At 34.6% G+C, this 16,819-nt stretch carries 15 protein-coding genes; 12 read left to right on the forward strand and 3 right to left on the reverse strand.

Features of this window, described 5'->3' with window-relative positions:
* Nucleotides 1-47: 47 nt before the first annotated feature.
* A complete protein-coding gene (locus tag AC0ONG_RS09840; protein WP_000836579.1) occupies nt 48-1,067 on the reverse strand; it encodes an ABC transporter permease in 1,020 nt (339 codons plus the stop codon).
* The gene (locus AC0ONG_RS09845) at nt 1,064-1,966 is read right to left on the reverse strand and encodes an ABC transporter permease subunit (RefSeq protein WP_000935300.1); all 903 of its coding nucleotides are present in this window, start codon (nt 1,964-1,966) and stop codon (nt 1,064-1,066) included. Before AC0ONG_RS09845 ends, AC0ONG_RS09840 begins: the two co-directional genes overlap by 4 nt.
* 560 nt (nt 1,967-2,526) lie before the next feature.
* Between AC0ONG_RS09845 and gntK the strand changes: the two genes are divergently transcribed.
* Genes gntK through gnd form a run of 3 tightly spaced genes read left to right on the forward strand, consistent with a single transcriptional unit; the run spans nt 2,527 to nt 6,344 of the window.
* The gene (gene gntK / locus AC0ONG_RS09850) at nt 2,527-4,062 is read left to right on the forward strand and encodes a gluconokinase (RefSeq protein ID WP_000449998.1); all 1,536 of its coding nucleotides are present in this window, start codon (nt 2,527-2,529) and stop codon (nt 4,060-4,062) included.
* A 17-nt stretch (nt 4,063-4,079) separates the two neighbouring features.
* Entirely contained in the window at nt 4,080-5,429 is a 1,350-nt protein-coding gene (locus AC0ONG_RS09855) for a GntP family permease (RefSeq protein ID WP_016077775.1), read from the forward strand.
* Between the two features lie 18 nt (nt 5,430-5,447).
* A complete protein-coding gene (gene gnd, locus AC0ONG_RS09860) occupies nt 5,448-6,344 on the forward strand; it encodes a phosphogluconate dehydrogenase (NAD(+)-dependent, decarboxylating) (protein WP_000765981.1) in 897 nt (298 codons plus the stop codon).
* A gap of 68 nt (nt 6,345-6,412) precedes the next feature.
* On the opposite strand, the gene AC0ONG_RS09865 is transcribed toward gnd, so the two are convergent.
* Nucleotides 6,413-7,177, reverse strand: coding sequence for a DUF2711 domain-containing protein (locus tag AC0ONG_RS09865; protein ID WP_002082859.1), 765 nt, complete (start codon nt 7,175-7,177; stop codon nt 6,413-6,415).
* A gap of 139 nt (nt 7,178-7,316) precedes the next feature.
* Between AC0ONG_RS09865 and AC0ONG_RS09870 the strand changes: the two genes are divergently transcribed.
* The 9 genes from AC0ONG_RS09870 (at nt 7,317) to AC0ONG_RS09910 (ending at nt 16,802) form a co-directional block, all read left to right on the forward strand.
* Nucleotides 7,317-8,537, forward strand: coding sequence for a glycosyltransferase (locus AC0ONG_RS09870; RefSeq protein WP_000526233.1), 1,221 nt, complete (start codon nt 7,317-7,319; stop codon nt 8,535-8,537).
* A gap of 34 nt (nt 8,538-8,571) precedes the next feature.
* The gene (locus AC0ONG_RS09875; protein ID WP_000422331.1) at nt 8,572-9,726 is read left to right on the forward strand and encodes a CgeB family protein; all 1,155 of its coding nucleotides are present in this window, start codon (nt 8,572-8,574) and stop codon (nt 9,724-9,726) included.
* Nucleotides 9,727-9,870: 144 nt separating this feature from the next.
* Entirely contained in the window at nt 9,871-10,407 is a 537-nt protein-coding gene (locus AC0ONG_RS09880) for an NADPH-dependent FMN reductase (RefSeq protein ID WP_000780355.1), read from the forward strand.
* A 1-nt stretch (nt 10,408) separates the two neighbouring features.
* Nucleotides 10,409-11,638, forward strand: coding sequence for an MFS transporter (locus AC0ONG_RS09885; RefSeq protein WP_016077771.1), 1,230 nt, complete (start codon nt 10,409-10,411; stop codon nt 11,636-11,638).
* A gap of 64 nt (nt 11,639-11,702) precedes the next feature.
* The gene (locus AC0ONG_RS09890; protein WP_001045718.1) at nt 11,703-12,260 is read left to right on the forward strand and encodes a YdcF family protein; all 558 of its coding nucleotides are present in this window, start codon (nt 11,703-11,705) and stop codon (nt 12,258-12,260) included.
* A 100-nt stretch (nt 12,261-12,360) separates the two neighbouring features.
* Nucleotides 12,361-13,308 (forward strand): ABC transporter ATP-binding protein, encoded by a 948-nt coding sequence (locus AC0ONG_RS09895; protein WP_136996374.1) that lies wholly within the window; start codon nt 12,361-12,363, stop codon nt 13,306-13,308.
* 3 nt (nt 13,309-13,311) lie between these two features.
* Entirely contained in the window at nt 13,312-14,823 is a 1,512-nt protein-coding gene (locus AC0ONG_RS09900; RefSeq protein ID WP_016077770.1) for an ABC transporter permease/substrate-binding protein, read from the forward strand.
* A gap of 213 nt (nt 14,824-15,036) precedes the next feature.
* A complete protein-coding gene (locus tag AC0ONG_RS09905) occupies nt 15,037-16,464 on the forward strand; it encodes a basic amino acid/polyamine antiporter (RefSeq protein WP_000129439.1) in 1,428 nt (475 codons plus the stop codon).
* 77 nt (nt 16,465-16,541) lie between these two features.
* The gene (locus AC0ONG_RS09910; RefSeq protein ID WP_000391447.1) at nt 16,542-16,802 is read left to right on the forward strand and encodes a hypothetical protein; all 261 of its coding nucleotides are present in this window, start codon (nt 16,542-16,544) and stop codon (nt 16,800-16,802) included.
* The last annotated feature ends 17 nt before the right edge of the window (nt 16,803-16,819 follow it).

A 16,819-nucleotide genomic window follows, 5' to 3' on the forward strand; every position in this document is an offset into this window, starting at 1 on the left:
TTTCTACTAATATCGATGCCAATTAATACTTGATTAATGAGAAACGATTAAAGGTTTACTTTATTTGCAAACGAAAAAGAATCTTTATGTTTAACAAATTTTTTATGATCTGGAACGTTTTGAATTGCTACAATTTGCGAATCTCTTGCTTTCAGTGCATCTTGAATCCCGATGGTCATAAGCTTAATAAATAGAATCGTAATAAAGAATGAAGCGAGAGTATAAAAAATAATCCACCATGAAAGATTCATTTCATTACGATTTAATCCAATAAGGCCTGCCCAATCATTAGATAGAGAAACAGGTTTGAGCACTCCGTCATAGAGTTCACGCATTTGTATGCCGCCAATTACAATGTTAAGCAACGCTAAATGGATAACGAGTATGAGTGTTTGGACGATATGTTCCATAAATAATACAAATAAGCGGTCAAGTAATAAGACTCGTAAGTGTTTTTTAATAATATGAAAACGACTAGCCCCCAGTAATTGTGAACTTAAGATGTAATCTTGTTTCATAAATTCATCAACCTCTGAGGATATGTATAAAGAAAGTGTAGGCAGAGCGACGAAAATAAGTACGAGTACTTGATAAAACGTAAATGAAATATTTGGATCTACCCCATCAGCATTTGACGTGATTACAATATTAACGGGCGTGATAAGTATGAATGCGATAAATAGAGTTGGAATATAATAAAAAACTTCTGAGCATGACTGGAAAAATCTCTTGAGTTTTGGAGCAAATAAACTTAAGAGGATTCCTATACATGTTCCGCATAAAATTCGAAAGAAGCTAATTGCCACGGCTAATAAAATAGTAAATTTTGCTCCTTCTACAATTTGTAAGAAAACAGACTCTCCAAAACGATCAGATCCAAAAGGTGGAATTAACGAAGGCGGAAAGGGGGCCTTTCCAAGTAATTCGTTATTTTCATTGTAAAGTAACTGAGGAGGTTTTGGGATGTTATCTTTAAAGAACCAACTATAAATAAAACTAGCTGAAATAAGTATGAATAAATAAGTAAAGCCGATTAAAAAGCGTTTTGATTTCCAAATAGATTTCATAATGATACTCCTTTCAATTGCTTTTTCCATCTATTCATCATGAATGAGATTATTTGGAAAATGGCGTAAAACGGTAAAATAATCATAACAAGTATAATAAATGTAGCTGGAGGTGAAACAAACGCCTTATTAAATAAAAATTGAATAATGCCTTCCATATTAAAAACAAATTCTAAAATGAATAAATTAGAAAGTAAGAAAACAAAAATCGTTTTTAAATGGTGGAAGAAGTGGATAGATATATTTTTGAATAAATGAATGGATAATATATAACTTGATGAAAGGCCTTTTCCATATGCAACCTCTACGTAATGTTTTCCTTGTTCTTCTTTTATGTATAACACCATCATCCGAAACATTTGTAATGTAGGTAAGACAGCTAATGATAAAATAGGGAGTAAATAAGCTCGATTTTCATTAAAAGAAATAATAGTGACAGGAGATTCCCCAAATTTCTGAAGTACCCATATGAAAAATATTTGCAAACAAATCATCATCATCATATCAGGGACAGCTTCTAATATGAACACAATTCGGTTTATCCATTTTTTTATATAATCTTTTGCTAAAAAATAAAAAAATGCCGTGCTAGATGATAAAAAGAGAGCAAGAAAAAAGGCTAAAAATAATATAGTAAATGAATATAGGTAAGGTTCTAAAACAGTTGGAAATAATGGTGTTTTTTTGAAATGGCCAAACTTCGGGTCGGATCCTATAATCACTAATGATTCAAGGGAGAAGACCTGTTTTAACATGGTAACGATCTGATTAAAAAAATAAATTGGTTGAAAGGTAAATCCTTGTTGAGTGATAAATAAATAAGGTAAATTTAATAATAGTAAGAGTGACAAAAGAATTGATGAAAGCTTAATTGTGAATTGAGATATTGTATTTAACATTAAATCCCTCCGACATCTTTTTACAACATTATACAATAAATTCTATATTATTGTTTTATTTTTCTGAAAAATAAAAATACTGTTGAATTTTATAGTATGCAAGATATATTTACAAGATAAAAAAGTAATAGTAGGGGCCGCGCTCTATTTTTATCAAGACAAAAGGACTAGTGAACTTAAAACAATAAACAAGAGCAAAATGCACAGAATTTTCATTCTGCGGGTAGTTACTTTTCTTGGCTTGATAGCGATATTACGTGACCGCTAAAAATGAATATTGCTTTTCAACTCTTTCTTCATGCAAATGAGTAGAACGTATGGAGGACTATGTATGTGTTGTTAATGAGAGGAAAGAGTGTATTGCGTAACGAATATAACGTAATTTTACCGCAAGGAGTAGCTAAATTTAGTGTATAAGTGAAATGGAATGAGTAGATTTATTTTTTTATATGAAAAAAATTTTCTTTTTATAACTTGATAAATGAAAAAATATTTTATATACTAATTCATGTAAACGGTTTACTAAATCGTATTTTGCTAGAAATGAAGGGAAGATTCGCATGGAAACAAGGGGGAGAGTAATCGGGATTGATATCGGTACCACAAGTACGAAAACGGTTGTGTTCACAGAAAAAGGAAAAGTCATTGCATCACATGCAATCGATTACCCAATTATTCAACCGAACGTCGGATGGGCTGAGCAAGATCCTGATGTAATATGTGCCGCTGTATACAAAAGTGTAAGCGTTGCCATCGAAAAGGGTAATGTATTACCAGAAGATATTTCTTCAATCGGTATTAGTACAGCTATGCACGCATTAATTGCAGTAGATGAAAATGGTGCGCCATTAACGCGTTCTATCATTTGGGCAGATAATCGAAGTACGAAGCAATCAGAAAAATTATTACAACAAATGAATGGGCATGAAATTTATAGACGTACAGGTACACCAATTCATCCGATGTCACCACTTTCTAAATTGTTATGGATGAAAGAAGAGGAACCAGAGTTATATACAAGTGCTTATAAATTCATTTCCATTAAAGAGTATGTGATTTACCAATTATTTTCACGCTACGTAGTTGATTATTCGATTGCTTCTGCTACGGGGTTATTTAATTTAGAAACATTAAACTGGGATGAAGATGTTTTAACTATGTTACATATGTCACCAGAACAATTATCAACCCCTGTACCAACTACATATATTTTATCAGGTATGAAGCCAGAATTAGCACAGAAGATGGGGATAAGTGCAGAGACACCAATTGTCATAGGAGCAAGTGATGGGGTTCTTGCAAATGTAGGAGTTGGGGCGATATCACCGGGTGCGGCTGCAATTACCATTGGAACGAGTGGTGCGGTTCGAACAATCTCATCAAATATAAATACAGATGAGAAAGGGAGAACGTTTTGTTACGCATTAACAGATGAGCACTGGGTAATCGGTGGTCCAACGAATAACGGCGGAATATTACTGAGATGGTTACGTGATGAATTTGGTAGTCCAGAGCAAGAAGTAGCAAGAAAGCTCGGAATTGATCCTTATGATTTATTAATTAAATATGCAGAAAGCGTACCAGCTGGAGCGGATGGGCTATTGTTCTTACCTTTCTTATCTGGAGAACGCGCACCTTACTGGAATGCAAATGCTCGTGGCACATTCTTTGGAATCAATCTTCAACATAAGCGAGAACATTTTATACGTGCAGTGATGGAAGGTGTTTGTATGAGTGTATATTCAGTAGCACTCGCAATTAGAGATTGTACAGGGCCACTTACTGAAATACGAGTTTCAGGAGGGTTTGCGAAATCTGCATTTTGGAGACAAATGTTGTCCGATATGATGGGGAAAGAATTGCTTGTACCTGAAAGTCATGAAGCATCTGCGCTTGGGGCAGCGGCAGTTGCTTTATATGCTGTAGGAAAAATTGATTCTCTTGAAGAGGTAAAGGATTGGATTGATATTGTTCATCACCATGTACCGAATAAAGAAAATACGGCTATATATTTAGAAATGTTTTATATGTATGAACGACTTTACAATCGCTTGAAAGAAGAATTTGATTGTATAGCTGCTTTCCAACGTAAATAATAGGGGGATTGGGAGAAATGGTAGTTGGGATCGTACTAGCGGCAGTTGTCATACTACTTTTACTTATTACGGTAGTAAAATGGCATCCATTTGTCGCATTAATTTTAACAGCAATTGGTGTAGGATTAGCAATGGGAATGCCTTTAATTGGAACTTCACCAAAAGATCCAGGAATTATTGATTCTATTAAACTAGGGCTTGGTAATACGTTAGGATTTTTAGCAATAGTTTTAGCACTAGGAACGATGCTTGGAAAAATGATGGCCGAATCTGGTGGTGCTGAACGTATCGCTAACACATTAATTAATCGTTTTGGGAAGAAACGAGTTCACTGGGCGATGATGTTCGTTGCATTTTTAGTAGGGATTCCGGTATTTTTCCAAGTTGGATTTGTCCTATTAATTCCGTTAGTATTTACAATTGCGTTAGAAACTGGGGTATCACTTATTACAATCGGTATTCCGCTAGTAGCAGGACTGTCAGTCGTACACGGACTTGTTCCACCGCATCCAGCGGCAATGGCGGCAGTTGGTATTTTTAAAGCAGATGTAGGGAAGACAATTTTATATGCATTAATTGTCGGACTTCCAACTGCAATCATATCAGGTCCACTTTACGGGAAATGGATTGGAGCTCGTATACATAAGGAAGTACCGTTAGATATAGCGGAGCAATTTGCTGAAAAAGATAATAAAAAAGAGCTTCCTAGCTTTGGGAATACATTGTTTACAATTTTACTTCCAGTATTTCTTATGCTTGGTGCATCAATAGCAGAAGTTGCATTAAATAAAACGAGTCAACTAGCACAAGTATTACACTTTACTGGAGATCCGATTGTCGCTTTATTAATTGCAACTATTTACTCTTTCTTTAGTCTTGGATATGCAAAAGGTTTCTCGAAAGATAAAGTATTACAATTTACAAATGATTGCCTTGGTCCAATTGCAAACATATTGTTAGTGATTGGTGCAGGCGGCGCATTTAATAAAGTACTATTAGATTCTGGAATTGGAACGACAATTGCAGATATGGCGAAAGAATCGCATATTTCACCGATATTATTAGGGTGGGGAATTGCGGCACTAATCCGAATCGCAACTGGATCGGCAACTGTTTCTATGATGACAGCAGCTGGAATTGTAGCACCGATTGCAGCAAGTATACCTGGTGTAAATGTTGAATTACTAGCACTTGCAACAGGCGCAGGGTCATTAATTTTATCACACGTGAATGATTCGGGATTTTGGATGATTAAAGAATATTTCGGAATGACTGTGAAAGAAACATTATTAACATGGACCGCAATGGAGACTATACTATCAGTTGTAGCACTTGGATTAATTTCGATATTAAATATATTTGTATAGAATGGGAGATTGATTAATATGAAACTAGGTTTAATTGGATTAGGAAAAATGGGATTCCCATTAGCTGAACACTTACATGAAGACAAGCATGAAGTAGTTGTATACGATGTAAATAAAGAGCTTGTAGAAAAGGCAGGAAAACTAGGAATTACTGCACGTCATACATTAAAAGAAATGATCGCTGAATTAGAAGCTCCTCGTACGATCTGGGTAATGGTGCCTGCAGGAGAAGTTGTAGAGTCAGTATTAAAAGATGTGTATCCGTTATTAGATGAAGGTGATATCGTTATTGAAGGCGGAAATTCATTCTATAAAGATACGTTACGCCGTGCTGAAGAAGCGAAAAGCTTTGGGTTACATTATGTAGATATCGGTACATCTGGCGGTGTAGAAGGAGCTAGATACGGTGCTTGTTTAATGGTTGGTGGAGAAAAAGAAATTTATGACCAATTAGAACCTTTATTTAAAGATTTAGCAGTAGAAAATGGCTATTCTTATGCTGGCCGCGTTGGTAGTGGTCATTTCTTAAAAATGGTTCATAACGGTATTGAGTACGGCATGATGCAAGCAATCGCTGAAGGATTTGAAGTACTAGATAAGAGTGACTTTGATTTCAATTATGAAGATGTTGCAAAAGTATGGGCGAACGGATCAGTAATCCGCGGTTGGTTAATGGACTTAACTGAAAAAGCATTTGCAGATGATCCTAAACTTGATGGCATTAAAGGTGTAATGAACTCTTCAGGAGAAGGGAAATGGACTGTTGAAACTGCGCTTGAGTTACAAGCAGCGGCACCAGTAATCGCGATGTCATTATTTATGCGCTATCGTTCTCAGGAAGATGATACATTCCATGGAAAAGTAGTTTCAGCACTACGTAATCAGTTCGGTGGACATGAAGTTGTAAAAAAATAAGGATGTTTTTGAAAAGAAACTTGTGCATAAGCGCAAGTTTCTTTTTTATAGTTTAAGAAATTACTAATTTACAAATACCAATCAATCATCGTTTTTTTGTCACAAATGACAGCTTCAACATTCATTGATTGAACAATATATTCTATATTTTCTTCTTTAGCTAATAATAAGGTTGTAAAGGAATCGTATATACTCATAAACGCATACTCATTGTCTTCGCCAGTAATAATTAACTCATTATTGCTAATGTCCCAAATATCTAATGGAGTAGTATTATTTACCTGTAATAATCCGTTTGTATCAAGAATTGGTTCAGAGAAATATAGATTTCTTGCACCTCTAGAACCGAGGAGTTTAAGTAATTTGTGTAATAAAAATATAGACGTATAATCTTCTGTTGGATAATAAAAATCTTTTTTTAAGTTTGAATGTAGCTTTTCAGCTAAATCCTCTCTTTTATATTCTTCTGAAAAGGCACTAATGGAAGTCAACATGGCCATTGCTAGGTCTGCGTATGAATGTAATCCACTACAAGACATCATTTCCTTCCAAGAAACGGACTTCCCATTATGAATGATTTCTTCAGCGCTAGGATAGATGTGCTCATATGGTCTTTTTCTCACAGACTTTTCCCATCCTAAAGGCATTTGGACAAAAGGATGTAGCAATATAGCTGCAGATTTAAAGTTTCTTGGTAGTTGTTCTAAAATTGGTGATTTGTCATCTAGCCAAATGTAATCCAACAAAATATAACCTCCTCTTAGACTTTGAAATGTACGGATTCCCGTATTATGTTTTTTTATATTGATTGTATCAAATATAAAGCGAAGCATGAAATATGTCCCAACATAAAAGTAAGAATAAATAAAATGAAGTTTTCATAAATAGTAAAAGGGTGCTTATGTCATCAGTATAGCTAAAAAATGTTGTTACATATGAGAAGAGCGTGTTAATAAAATATGAGGTGGTTAAATGGGAAATGAGCAAGTGAAGTCTGTAAAGGAAGAAAAAAAGTTATGTCTTTGTATGATCGTCAAAAATGAGTCTAGAATTATGGAAAGATGTTTAAATGCAACAAAATCAATTGTAGATTATGTTTCTATTTGTGATACTGGATCGACGGATAATACGCCTGAAATTATTGGAAATTGGTGTAAGGAAAATGAGATACCTGGGACAGTTCATCATGAGCCGTTTAAAAACTTTGGTTATAACAGAAGCTTAGCAGTTTCATTAGCGCAAAAAACATATCCAGAAGCGGATTATTTATTAATATTAGATGCGGATATGATTTTAGAGGTTGATCCGAATTTCGATAAAACGAGCTTAACGGAAGATCATTATCTTACATTGCAATATGATGTTCATATTAAATATTGGCTTACACGTTTATTAAAAGCTTCTTTACCATGGAAATCTGTCGGTGTTACTCATGAGTATTGGGATATAGATCGTTCAAAAGTTGGAGCGAATTACAATACGAGGGTAGATCGGTTAGAGACTCTTGTCGTGAATGATCCCGGAGATGGGGGGAGTAAAGCTGATAAATTTGAAAGAGATGAGAGGTTGTTGTTACAAGGAATAAATGACCCAGAAACAACGCCAGATTTGCATATAAGATATTTATTTTATTTAGCCCAGACTTATTTTCATTTAAGTCAATTTGAAGATTCGATTAAATGGTATAAAAAACGAGTGGAAGCAGGGGGATGGGTTGAAGAGGTATTCTATTCGTTATTGCGAATAGGATTTTGTTATGAGCAGTTAGCAAATCGTTCAGCAAATAAACAAAATGAAGTGACAGATGCTGATGAAAAAGAAAATGTTAAAGGGCAAGAAGAGCAATATTTAGCATTAGCTGTTTTTTATTTTCAAAAAGCGTGGGAATATAGACCAACTCGGGCTGAGCCATTATACCAACTTGCAAGGTTGTATCGATTACGATCTCAAAACAATATTGCTTTGATGTATGCTCTGCAAGGGAAGGAAATTCCTTTTCCAAAGGATGATCTTCTATTTGTAGATTATCATGTGTATGATTACTTATTTGACTATGAAATTTCTATTAGTGCTTTCTATATACCTCATAAAAAACATTTAGGGGCCGTGTCGCAAAAGTATTTGGAATCGATTAAAGAAGAGATTCCATTTCATATAGCAAATATAGTAGAGAATAATGCGAAATTTTATTAAATACATTTTCGGTTAAAGGAGTAGTGGAGTAATCATGGAATTAATGCGATGGGCGATTGAACTAGGAGAATCGGTGCATGGAAATACGTATGAAGAATTGATGCCACTACTAGACTATTATTATGATCGTGATCATTTAAAAGCGTATTGTATCGCAAATCTTCTTTTAAACATGGATGTATTAGATGAACATCGTGAAAGAATCGAATTAAGAAGATGCATCGCTGCTTATTATGCTGGATTATATAAAGTAGCAAGAAAACATGCAAATGAGTTAGCACTTAAACATCCGGATGTAGATTTATATAAAAATAATTTAAAATTAATGGAAGCTTATTTGAATAAAGAATATGATTATTGTCTTTTTATATGTCCAAAGACATACGGTAGTTTCATAGATGTTGCGCGAGCTTTAAAGTGGCGGTTGGAGCAGGAGGGAAATACAGTAATTATATCAGAAACAATACTGGAAAATGTAAAGAATACAGTTGTTTTTGGAGCACATACATACGCATATAACCCGAATCTTCTTCCGAAAGATGCAATTATTTATAATTTAGAACAGCTATACGAAGGAAGTCCATATGCGCACCCCCTTTATTTAATATTATTAAAAGATAGAGTGATTTGGGATTATAGTAAACAAAATATAGAATGGCTAAAACAAAAAGGGGTAGGAAAAGAAATAAAACATGTAGAAATGAACTATGCTCCAACTTTGGAAATAAAAAAAGATGCATTTGAAGATGAGATTACTGAAGATATTGATATTCTGTTTATAGGTGCCCTTAATCCGAGGCGGCAAGCTATTTTTGATCATCTAAAAGCGATTGCCCCGAATTTAAATATAGTTTTTAAAAATAATGCGTGGGGAATTGTTAGAAATGAATTGATTGCTAGAGCTAAAATTATATTAAATATTCATTTTTACTTATCAGGAATTCTTGAAACACCTCGCGTGTCTTATGCAGTCGCAAATAAGAAATTTATTATTTCCGAAAATAGTAATCCAGAAGATGAGGTAGAGTGGCCGGGAATTGTATTTACTCCGTACGAAAAAATAATTGAAAACGTAATGAAATATATAGAATTACCAGAAGAACGGAAAAAATTAGCGGAAAAAGCATATAATCATTTTGAAGCAAATGAAAGTTTAGGTACATTGAGTCTGAGAGATGAAACAAAGTAATTATACGAAACTCATACGAAAGTATGAGTTCTTTTTTGTTTATCATACTATTTTATGAAACAAGTTAACTCTTTATATTGTGTTTTGTATAGAAATTTCTGATAATATATAAGTAGAACTTGAAAACAAAGGGGAGAAATAATCATGAAACTAGTCGTTATTAACGGTACACCAAGAAAATTTGGTAGAACTCGCGTGGTGGCAAAATATATTGCGGATCAATTTGAAGGGGAATTATATGATTTAGCAATTGAGGAGTTACCTTTATACAATGGAGAAGAGTCACAACGTGATTTAGAGGCAGTAAAAAAATTGAAAACGTTAGTGAAAGCTGCGGATGGGGTTGTATTATGTACACCAGAATATCATAATGCGATGAGCGGTGCGCTGAAAAACTCTTTAGATTACTTAAGTAGTAGTGAATTTATTCATAAACCAGTTGCGTTGTTAGCGGTTGCTGGTGGCGGTAAAGGTGGAATAAATGCATTAAACAGCATGCGAACGGTCGCTAGAGGTGTTTATGCAAATGCAATTCCAAAACAAGTTGTGCTTGATGGATTACATGTGCAAGATGGTGAACTTGGGGAAGATGCCAAACCATTAATTCATGATGTAGTTAAAGAATTAAAAGCATATATGAGCGTATATAAAGAGGTGAAAAAGCAACTAGGAGTGGAGTGATATGTCCTCACTTTATCATGATTCTCGCTTGTATTACATTCTAGGGGCCAATAGTCTATCTGCTATTGGTTCCGGAATTGTTATGATAACGATTCCGTGGCTGTTAATTAAAGAGAGTGGAGGAGAGACAACGTTTGGTTATGTTTCTATCATTGCAACCCTCATTATGTTTTTATTAACACCACTCATTGGGCAAAGTATTGATCGTTTTTCAAGAAAATCTTTATTGCTATGTAACGAAGGAATCGGAATTGCCGTAATTGGAATAATGGTTATATGGGGATTTGCGGGGCAACCTTATCATTCTATTCACTATATTCTTATTTATATAGCCGGATCATTCTACTATTTATTATTTTATCCTACAATATTTGCGTTCAACCAAGAGATATTTCAAGCGGAACATTATAAAAGTTTAAGTGGAACGATGGAAATACAAGGACAGTTAACACAAGTTATTTCTGGAGCGGCCGCGAGCTTCTTAATTGAAATTGTATCTTTGAAGTGGATTTTGTTAGTAGACATGTTAACTTTTGCTGGAGCATTTTTTCTTTTCTTATGTATACCGTACGTAAAGAAAAAAGAAGTGAAAAGAAAAATAATATTTAAGAAGCAATTGTTTGAAGGAATTCACTTTATGAAAAAACGTCCTAAGCTCTTTTGGTTCTTACTGGCCACTTATATGCCGTTTATAGGTGTTATGATGGCAAATTATTTAATACCAGTTTATATTTCGGATATACTTAAAGTCAATGCCTTTGTATACGCAATAGAGGGGATGATGTACGGTGTTGGAGCGGTTGTTGCAGGAATCTGTATTCCACTCATAATGAAATATGTAAAAACAGAAGTTTCAATCGTTATGACGATGTTCATTTATGTAATTTCAATTACCGTAATGATTATTGAACCTTCCGTAATTTTCTTATATGGACTTGCAATTTTTCATGCAGTTGGAAATGCGGGTACAAGAGTGGCGAGAAATGTATTGATGATGGAGGAAATTCCAAACGAAGTAATGGGACGTGTAGACAGCTTATTTCGCCTAATTGGTACTGGAATACGAATTTTATTATTAATGTTGTTTACAGCGGGTGTATCTAAAGTCGGAGTCATGCTGCCGTTTTACGTATTAAGCTGCATATTGATCTTCTCATTAGGAATCGCTATTTATTATGTACTATCACAACGTAAAGTAGCGGCGCATGTTTCTAATAAATCAATCGTTTGAAAAAACACTTCTGCATCCCTTTCTTTTTCTATATAATAACAAGAAAGGGAGTGAATACTTATTTATGAACAAATGGATCTTTCTTATGATTTTATTATTACCGCCACTATACATCATTTATATGACGTTTCGAATGAACAAAGTTGCTCGTGAAAAGTTGAGCTATCACTCTCCGTACGTTCTTATACTGGGTGCAAAGTTATTTGGAGATAGACCGTCTTTATCTCTTCAAAATCGTTTGGATGTAGCGTTGGAGTATTTATTTTCCCATCCTGAAGCGAAAGTAATTGTTTCAGGTGGTCAAGGAGAAGATGAAGATATACCGGAAGCTCATAGCATGAGAAATTATTTAATGGTACACGGTATAGATGAGAGTCGTATTTTAATAGAAGATCAATCTACAAATACGTATGAAAACTTAAAATTTAGTATGGATTTATATAATGTGAAACATGCGGTAGTTGTAAGTAATACATATCATTTATATCGAACGAAAATAATTGCAAAGCGTTTAGGTATGAAGATGGAGGCGCTAGCTGCTGAAACACCAATTCGTTCTAAGAGAAAAATGTATGTTCGCGAATATGCTGCTATTATGAAAACAATATTGTTCGACCGTTAGAGCTCAAATGCGAGCTCTTTTTTAATTTAAAAGCGTATCATTTGAAATGAATGCCATATTCCATCAAAATAAAGGAAACAACAGTAAAGGAGTTGTGTTTGTGATTCAATTTAATCATGTGTCAAAATCGTATGAAGATGGCACGAAAGCAGTGGATTCATTGCATTTAGAAATTAAAAAGGGAGAATTTTTCGTTCTCATCGGTCCGAGTGGTTGCGGGAAAACAACGACAATGAAGATGATTAATCGTTTAATCGAAACGACTGAAGGATCGATTTTAATCGATGGAAAAGATATTCAACAATATAATATAAACGAATTACGTTGGGATATAGGATACGTGTTGCAGCAAATCGCTTTGTTTCCTCATATGACAATCGCTGAAAATATTGCAGTTGTTCCTGAAATGAGGCAATGGAGCAAAAAGGAAATAAAAGCACGCGTCGATGACTTGTTACATATGGTTGGATTAGATCCGGATATATATCGAGATCGTATGCCTGATGAATTGTCAGGAGGACAAAAACAACGTGTCGGTGTCGTGCGAGCATTAGCCGCAAACCCGAAAATCGTTCTTATGGATGAACCATTTAGTGCGTTAGATCCGTTAAGTAGGGAACAGCTTCAGAAGGATATTGTACAGTTGCAAAAAAAGATTCAAAAAACAATCGTGTTCGTAACACATGATATGCAAGAAGCATTATCACTTGGAAATCGCATTTGTATTATGAAAGAAGGAAAAGTTGTTCAACTAGATACACCAGAAGGAATTATACATAATCCGAAAAATGAATTTGTAGAGGAGTTCATTGGAAATCGTGGACGAACTTGGTATGAGGAGAAAAGTGTAGCAGATGTATTGCCGCTTGATCAAAGTGTGCAATTAGAAGGGCAGGCACTATCATTACATTCTTCTTTAGAAGAAGCGCTAGTTCGTGTGCGTGACGAGGAGGTCGTTCCAGTTGAAGAAAACGGTCAATATATTGGAGCGTTAACAAGTCGTCATATTGTCAATTACATTGTTGAACAAATGAAGGAAAGAGGTTAAACAGTGACTAATTTTATACAAACGTTCCAAGAACGAAAAATAGAATTACTAACTGCATTAAGTGAGCATTTACAAATATCGCTTATTTCATTATTTTTTGCAGTAATTATAGCGGTGCCACTTGGCATTTTATTAACAAGAAAAGAACGAATGGCTGAATTTATAATAGGAACTTCTGCGGTAATGCAGACAGTGCCATCACTTGCATTACTTGGACTATTAATTCCGTTAGTAGGAATCGGAAAACTTCCAGCGATTATCGCATTAGTTGTGTATGCACTATTACCTATTTTACGAAATACATATACAGGAATAAGGGAATTAGATGAATCACTAATAGAAGCCGCGAGAGCTATGGGGATGAATAGTTGGAGAAGGTTGTGGAAGGTAGAACTTCCTCTTGCATTGCCTATCATTATGGCCGGTATTCGTACAGCGATGGTATTAATTGTTGGAACGGCTACATTAGCAGCTCTCATTGGTGCTGGTGGGCTAGGTAAGCTTATATTATTAGGTATAGATCGAAATGATCATGCACTTATCATTTTAGGGGCCGTACCAGCCGCGTTACTCGCTTTATTCTTTGATATAGTACTTCGCATACTTGAACGACCGAAACGCTCTTCTAAGCGTGTTATATTGACGATATGTATAGTTGTAGTAATGATTGCTACTCCATTTCTTTGGAGTACAGAAAAGAAAGATATTGTTATTGCGGGCAAACTTGGATCAGAACCTGAAATTTTAATTCAAATGTATAAGCAGCTTATTGAACAAGATACCGATTTACACGTACAATTAAAACCAGGTCTTGGGAAAACAGCATTTGTATTTGAAGCGTTGAAATCAGGTGAAGTAGATGTGTACCCAGAATTTTCAGGAACAGCGCTATCTACTTTCGTGAAAGAAGAACCAAAGAGTACAAATCGTGATGAAGTATATGAGCAGGCTCGCGTTGGACTGGAAAAGAAATATAATATGATTATGTTGATGCCAATGGAGTATAACAATACATATGCACTAGCCATGCCGAAAAAAATAGCAGATCAAAAGAATATAAATACTATTTCTGATTTAGGGAATGTTGCGCAGGAAGCCAAAGTAGGATTTACATTGGAATTTGCTGATCGTGAAGATGGTTATAAAGGAATGCAAAAATTATATAACTATAAGTTCTCGAATGTTAAAACGATGGAGCCGAAGCTGCGTTATAGCGCAATTCAATCTGGGGATGTTAACGTAATTGATGCATATTCAACAGATAGTGAATTGGAGCAATACGGACTAAAAGTGCTAAAAGATGATAAAGGGTTATTCCCACCTTATCAAGGAGCACCATTATTAAGAAAAGAAACGTTACAGAAATATCCTGAACTTGAAAAGGTATTAAATAAATTATCTGGAAAGATTACAGATGAAGAAATGCGAAAAATGAATTATGAAGTTAATGTGAATGGTAAAAGTAGTGAAGAAGTCGCAAAACAATTTTTACAAAAAGAGAATTTACTTCGTTAAATTTACAAGAAATATACAAATTTATATGTTTGAAATGACCGTTCATTACAAAATGAGCGGTTTTTTTGTGCATACTTATACATTTTTTCAAAAAAGTATTCCATTTTTGTTCATTTTCTTTTAGAATAAGTAATGTTTTCCTGAAAAAATATAAGAGAAACGTCTATTAGAGAAAAAGGTGACTTTAATAGTTGAACGAACATAACACCTAGAATGACAGATGGGGTGGTACAAATAGAAAAGAAATTAGGATTCTTTCCATTAATCGCATTAGTAGTTGGAACGATGGTTGGTGGCGGTGTTTTTAGTTTACCGCATGATTTAGCAGTAGGAGCAAACAGTGGCGCAATAATAATTGGCTGGTGTATTACAGCGATGGGAATGATTCCACTTGCGCTCGTATATCAAACGTTAGCAAGACAAAAACCGGAACTTGAAGGTGGAATTTATAGTTATGCACGTGCTGGTTTCGGTGAATATATTGGGTTTAATAGTGCTTGGGGATATTGGCTAGCAGGAATCTTAGGTAATGTCGCAACAATTATGTTACTGTTTAGTACATTAGGTTATTTCTTCCCAATTTTTAAAGGAGGAAATAATGTTGCGTCAATCGTTGGGGCATCACTTTTATTATGGACACTTCACTTTCTAATTTTATTTGGAATTCGTGAAGCTTCTATTATGAATGTTATCGCAACAATAGGAAAGTTAGTTCCAATCGTACTATTTATCGCTGTAATGGTAACAGCATTTCGCTGGGACACATTTACACATGATTTTTGGGGGGAAGGAACAATCTCAGTTTCCGCTATACTTGGTCAAGTGAAAAATACAATGCTTGTAACACTTTGGGTTTTCATTGGAGTTGAAGGAGCGGTTGTATTATCTGGAAGAGCGAAAAATAGCCGAGACGTTGGTAAGGCAACAGTAATGGGGCTTATTTTAGTAATGTCCATTTATATTTTAATTTCTGTCCTATCAATGGGAGCTATGACAAGAGGCGAACTTTCTGTGTTAGAAACTCCGTCAATGGGACATGTATTAGAGCATGTTGTTGGTCCATGGGGGGCAGGTGCGATTAATATCGGGTTAGTTGCTTCACTTGTCGGTACATTAATTGGCTGGTTTTTACTTGTTTCTGAAATTTCTCATGTAGCAGGAAAAGATGGCGTATTTCCAAAAGTCTTTACGAAAACAAATAAAAAGCAAACACCGCACATGGCATTATGGATTTCAAATGGTGTTGCTCAAATTATATTTATCATCGTTCTGTTTTCAGAATCAACATATCAAATTATGTATTTCATTGCATCAACATCAATTTTATTACCATATTTATTATCAGCGTTATTCCAATTAAAATTAGTCATTACAAACGAGCTAAAAGACGCTAAATTAAAAAATGGAGCGTTAGCTTTAATTGCTTCGATTTACTCTGTATGGCTTCTTTATGCAGCTGGTTTAAAGAATTTACTACTAGTTTCAATTGTGTATGGAATTGGAATTATTGTTTACACGTTTGCAAGAAAAGAACAAGGGAACCGTTGTTTTGCAGGTGCAGAGAGATATGTGATGTGGGCAATTATTGTTGCGGCTATCACATCCCTGTATATGTTATTAACTGGAAATATAAAAATGTAAAAAGTCCTTTTTATTTAAAGGGCTTTTTTCTTTGTTTAGAGAATATTTACTACATAAGATATTCAGGAGGGATGAGAATGGAAGAAAAAGAACAGTTGTCTAGAATAATTGATTTAGCTAGTGAGTTAAGGAAAGTATTAGTGCAAGAATCTTTTTTTAATCATCATCCTGAATTGAGAGGAGTCATTGAAAATTTAGCAAGTTCTGTTGAAAATTTGGCGGAATTACAAAAAAGTAAAGATGAAAATGCTGAAGATCGATTACGTTACGTACTTGCTAAAATGAAAATTGCTCATAATGCAATTTTACAAGAGAAAAAAGCATTTCCTTCTCATTAATATACGTTTTAATTTTG

It is taken from the genome of Bacillus sp. TCT6 (genome assembly GCF_056033845.1).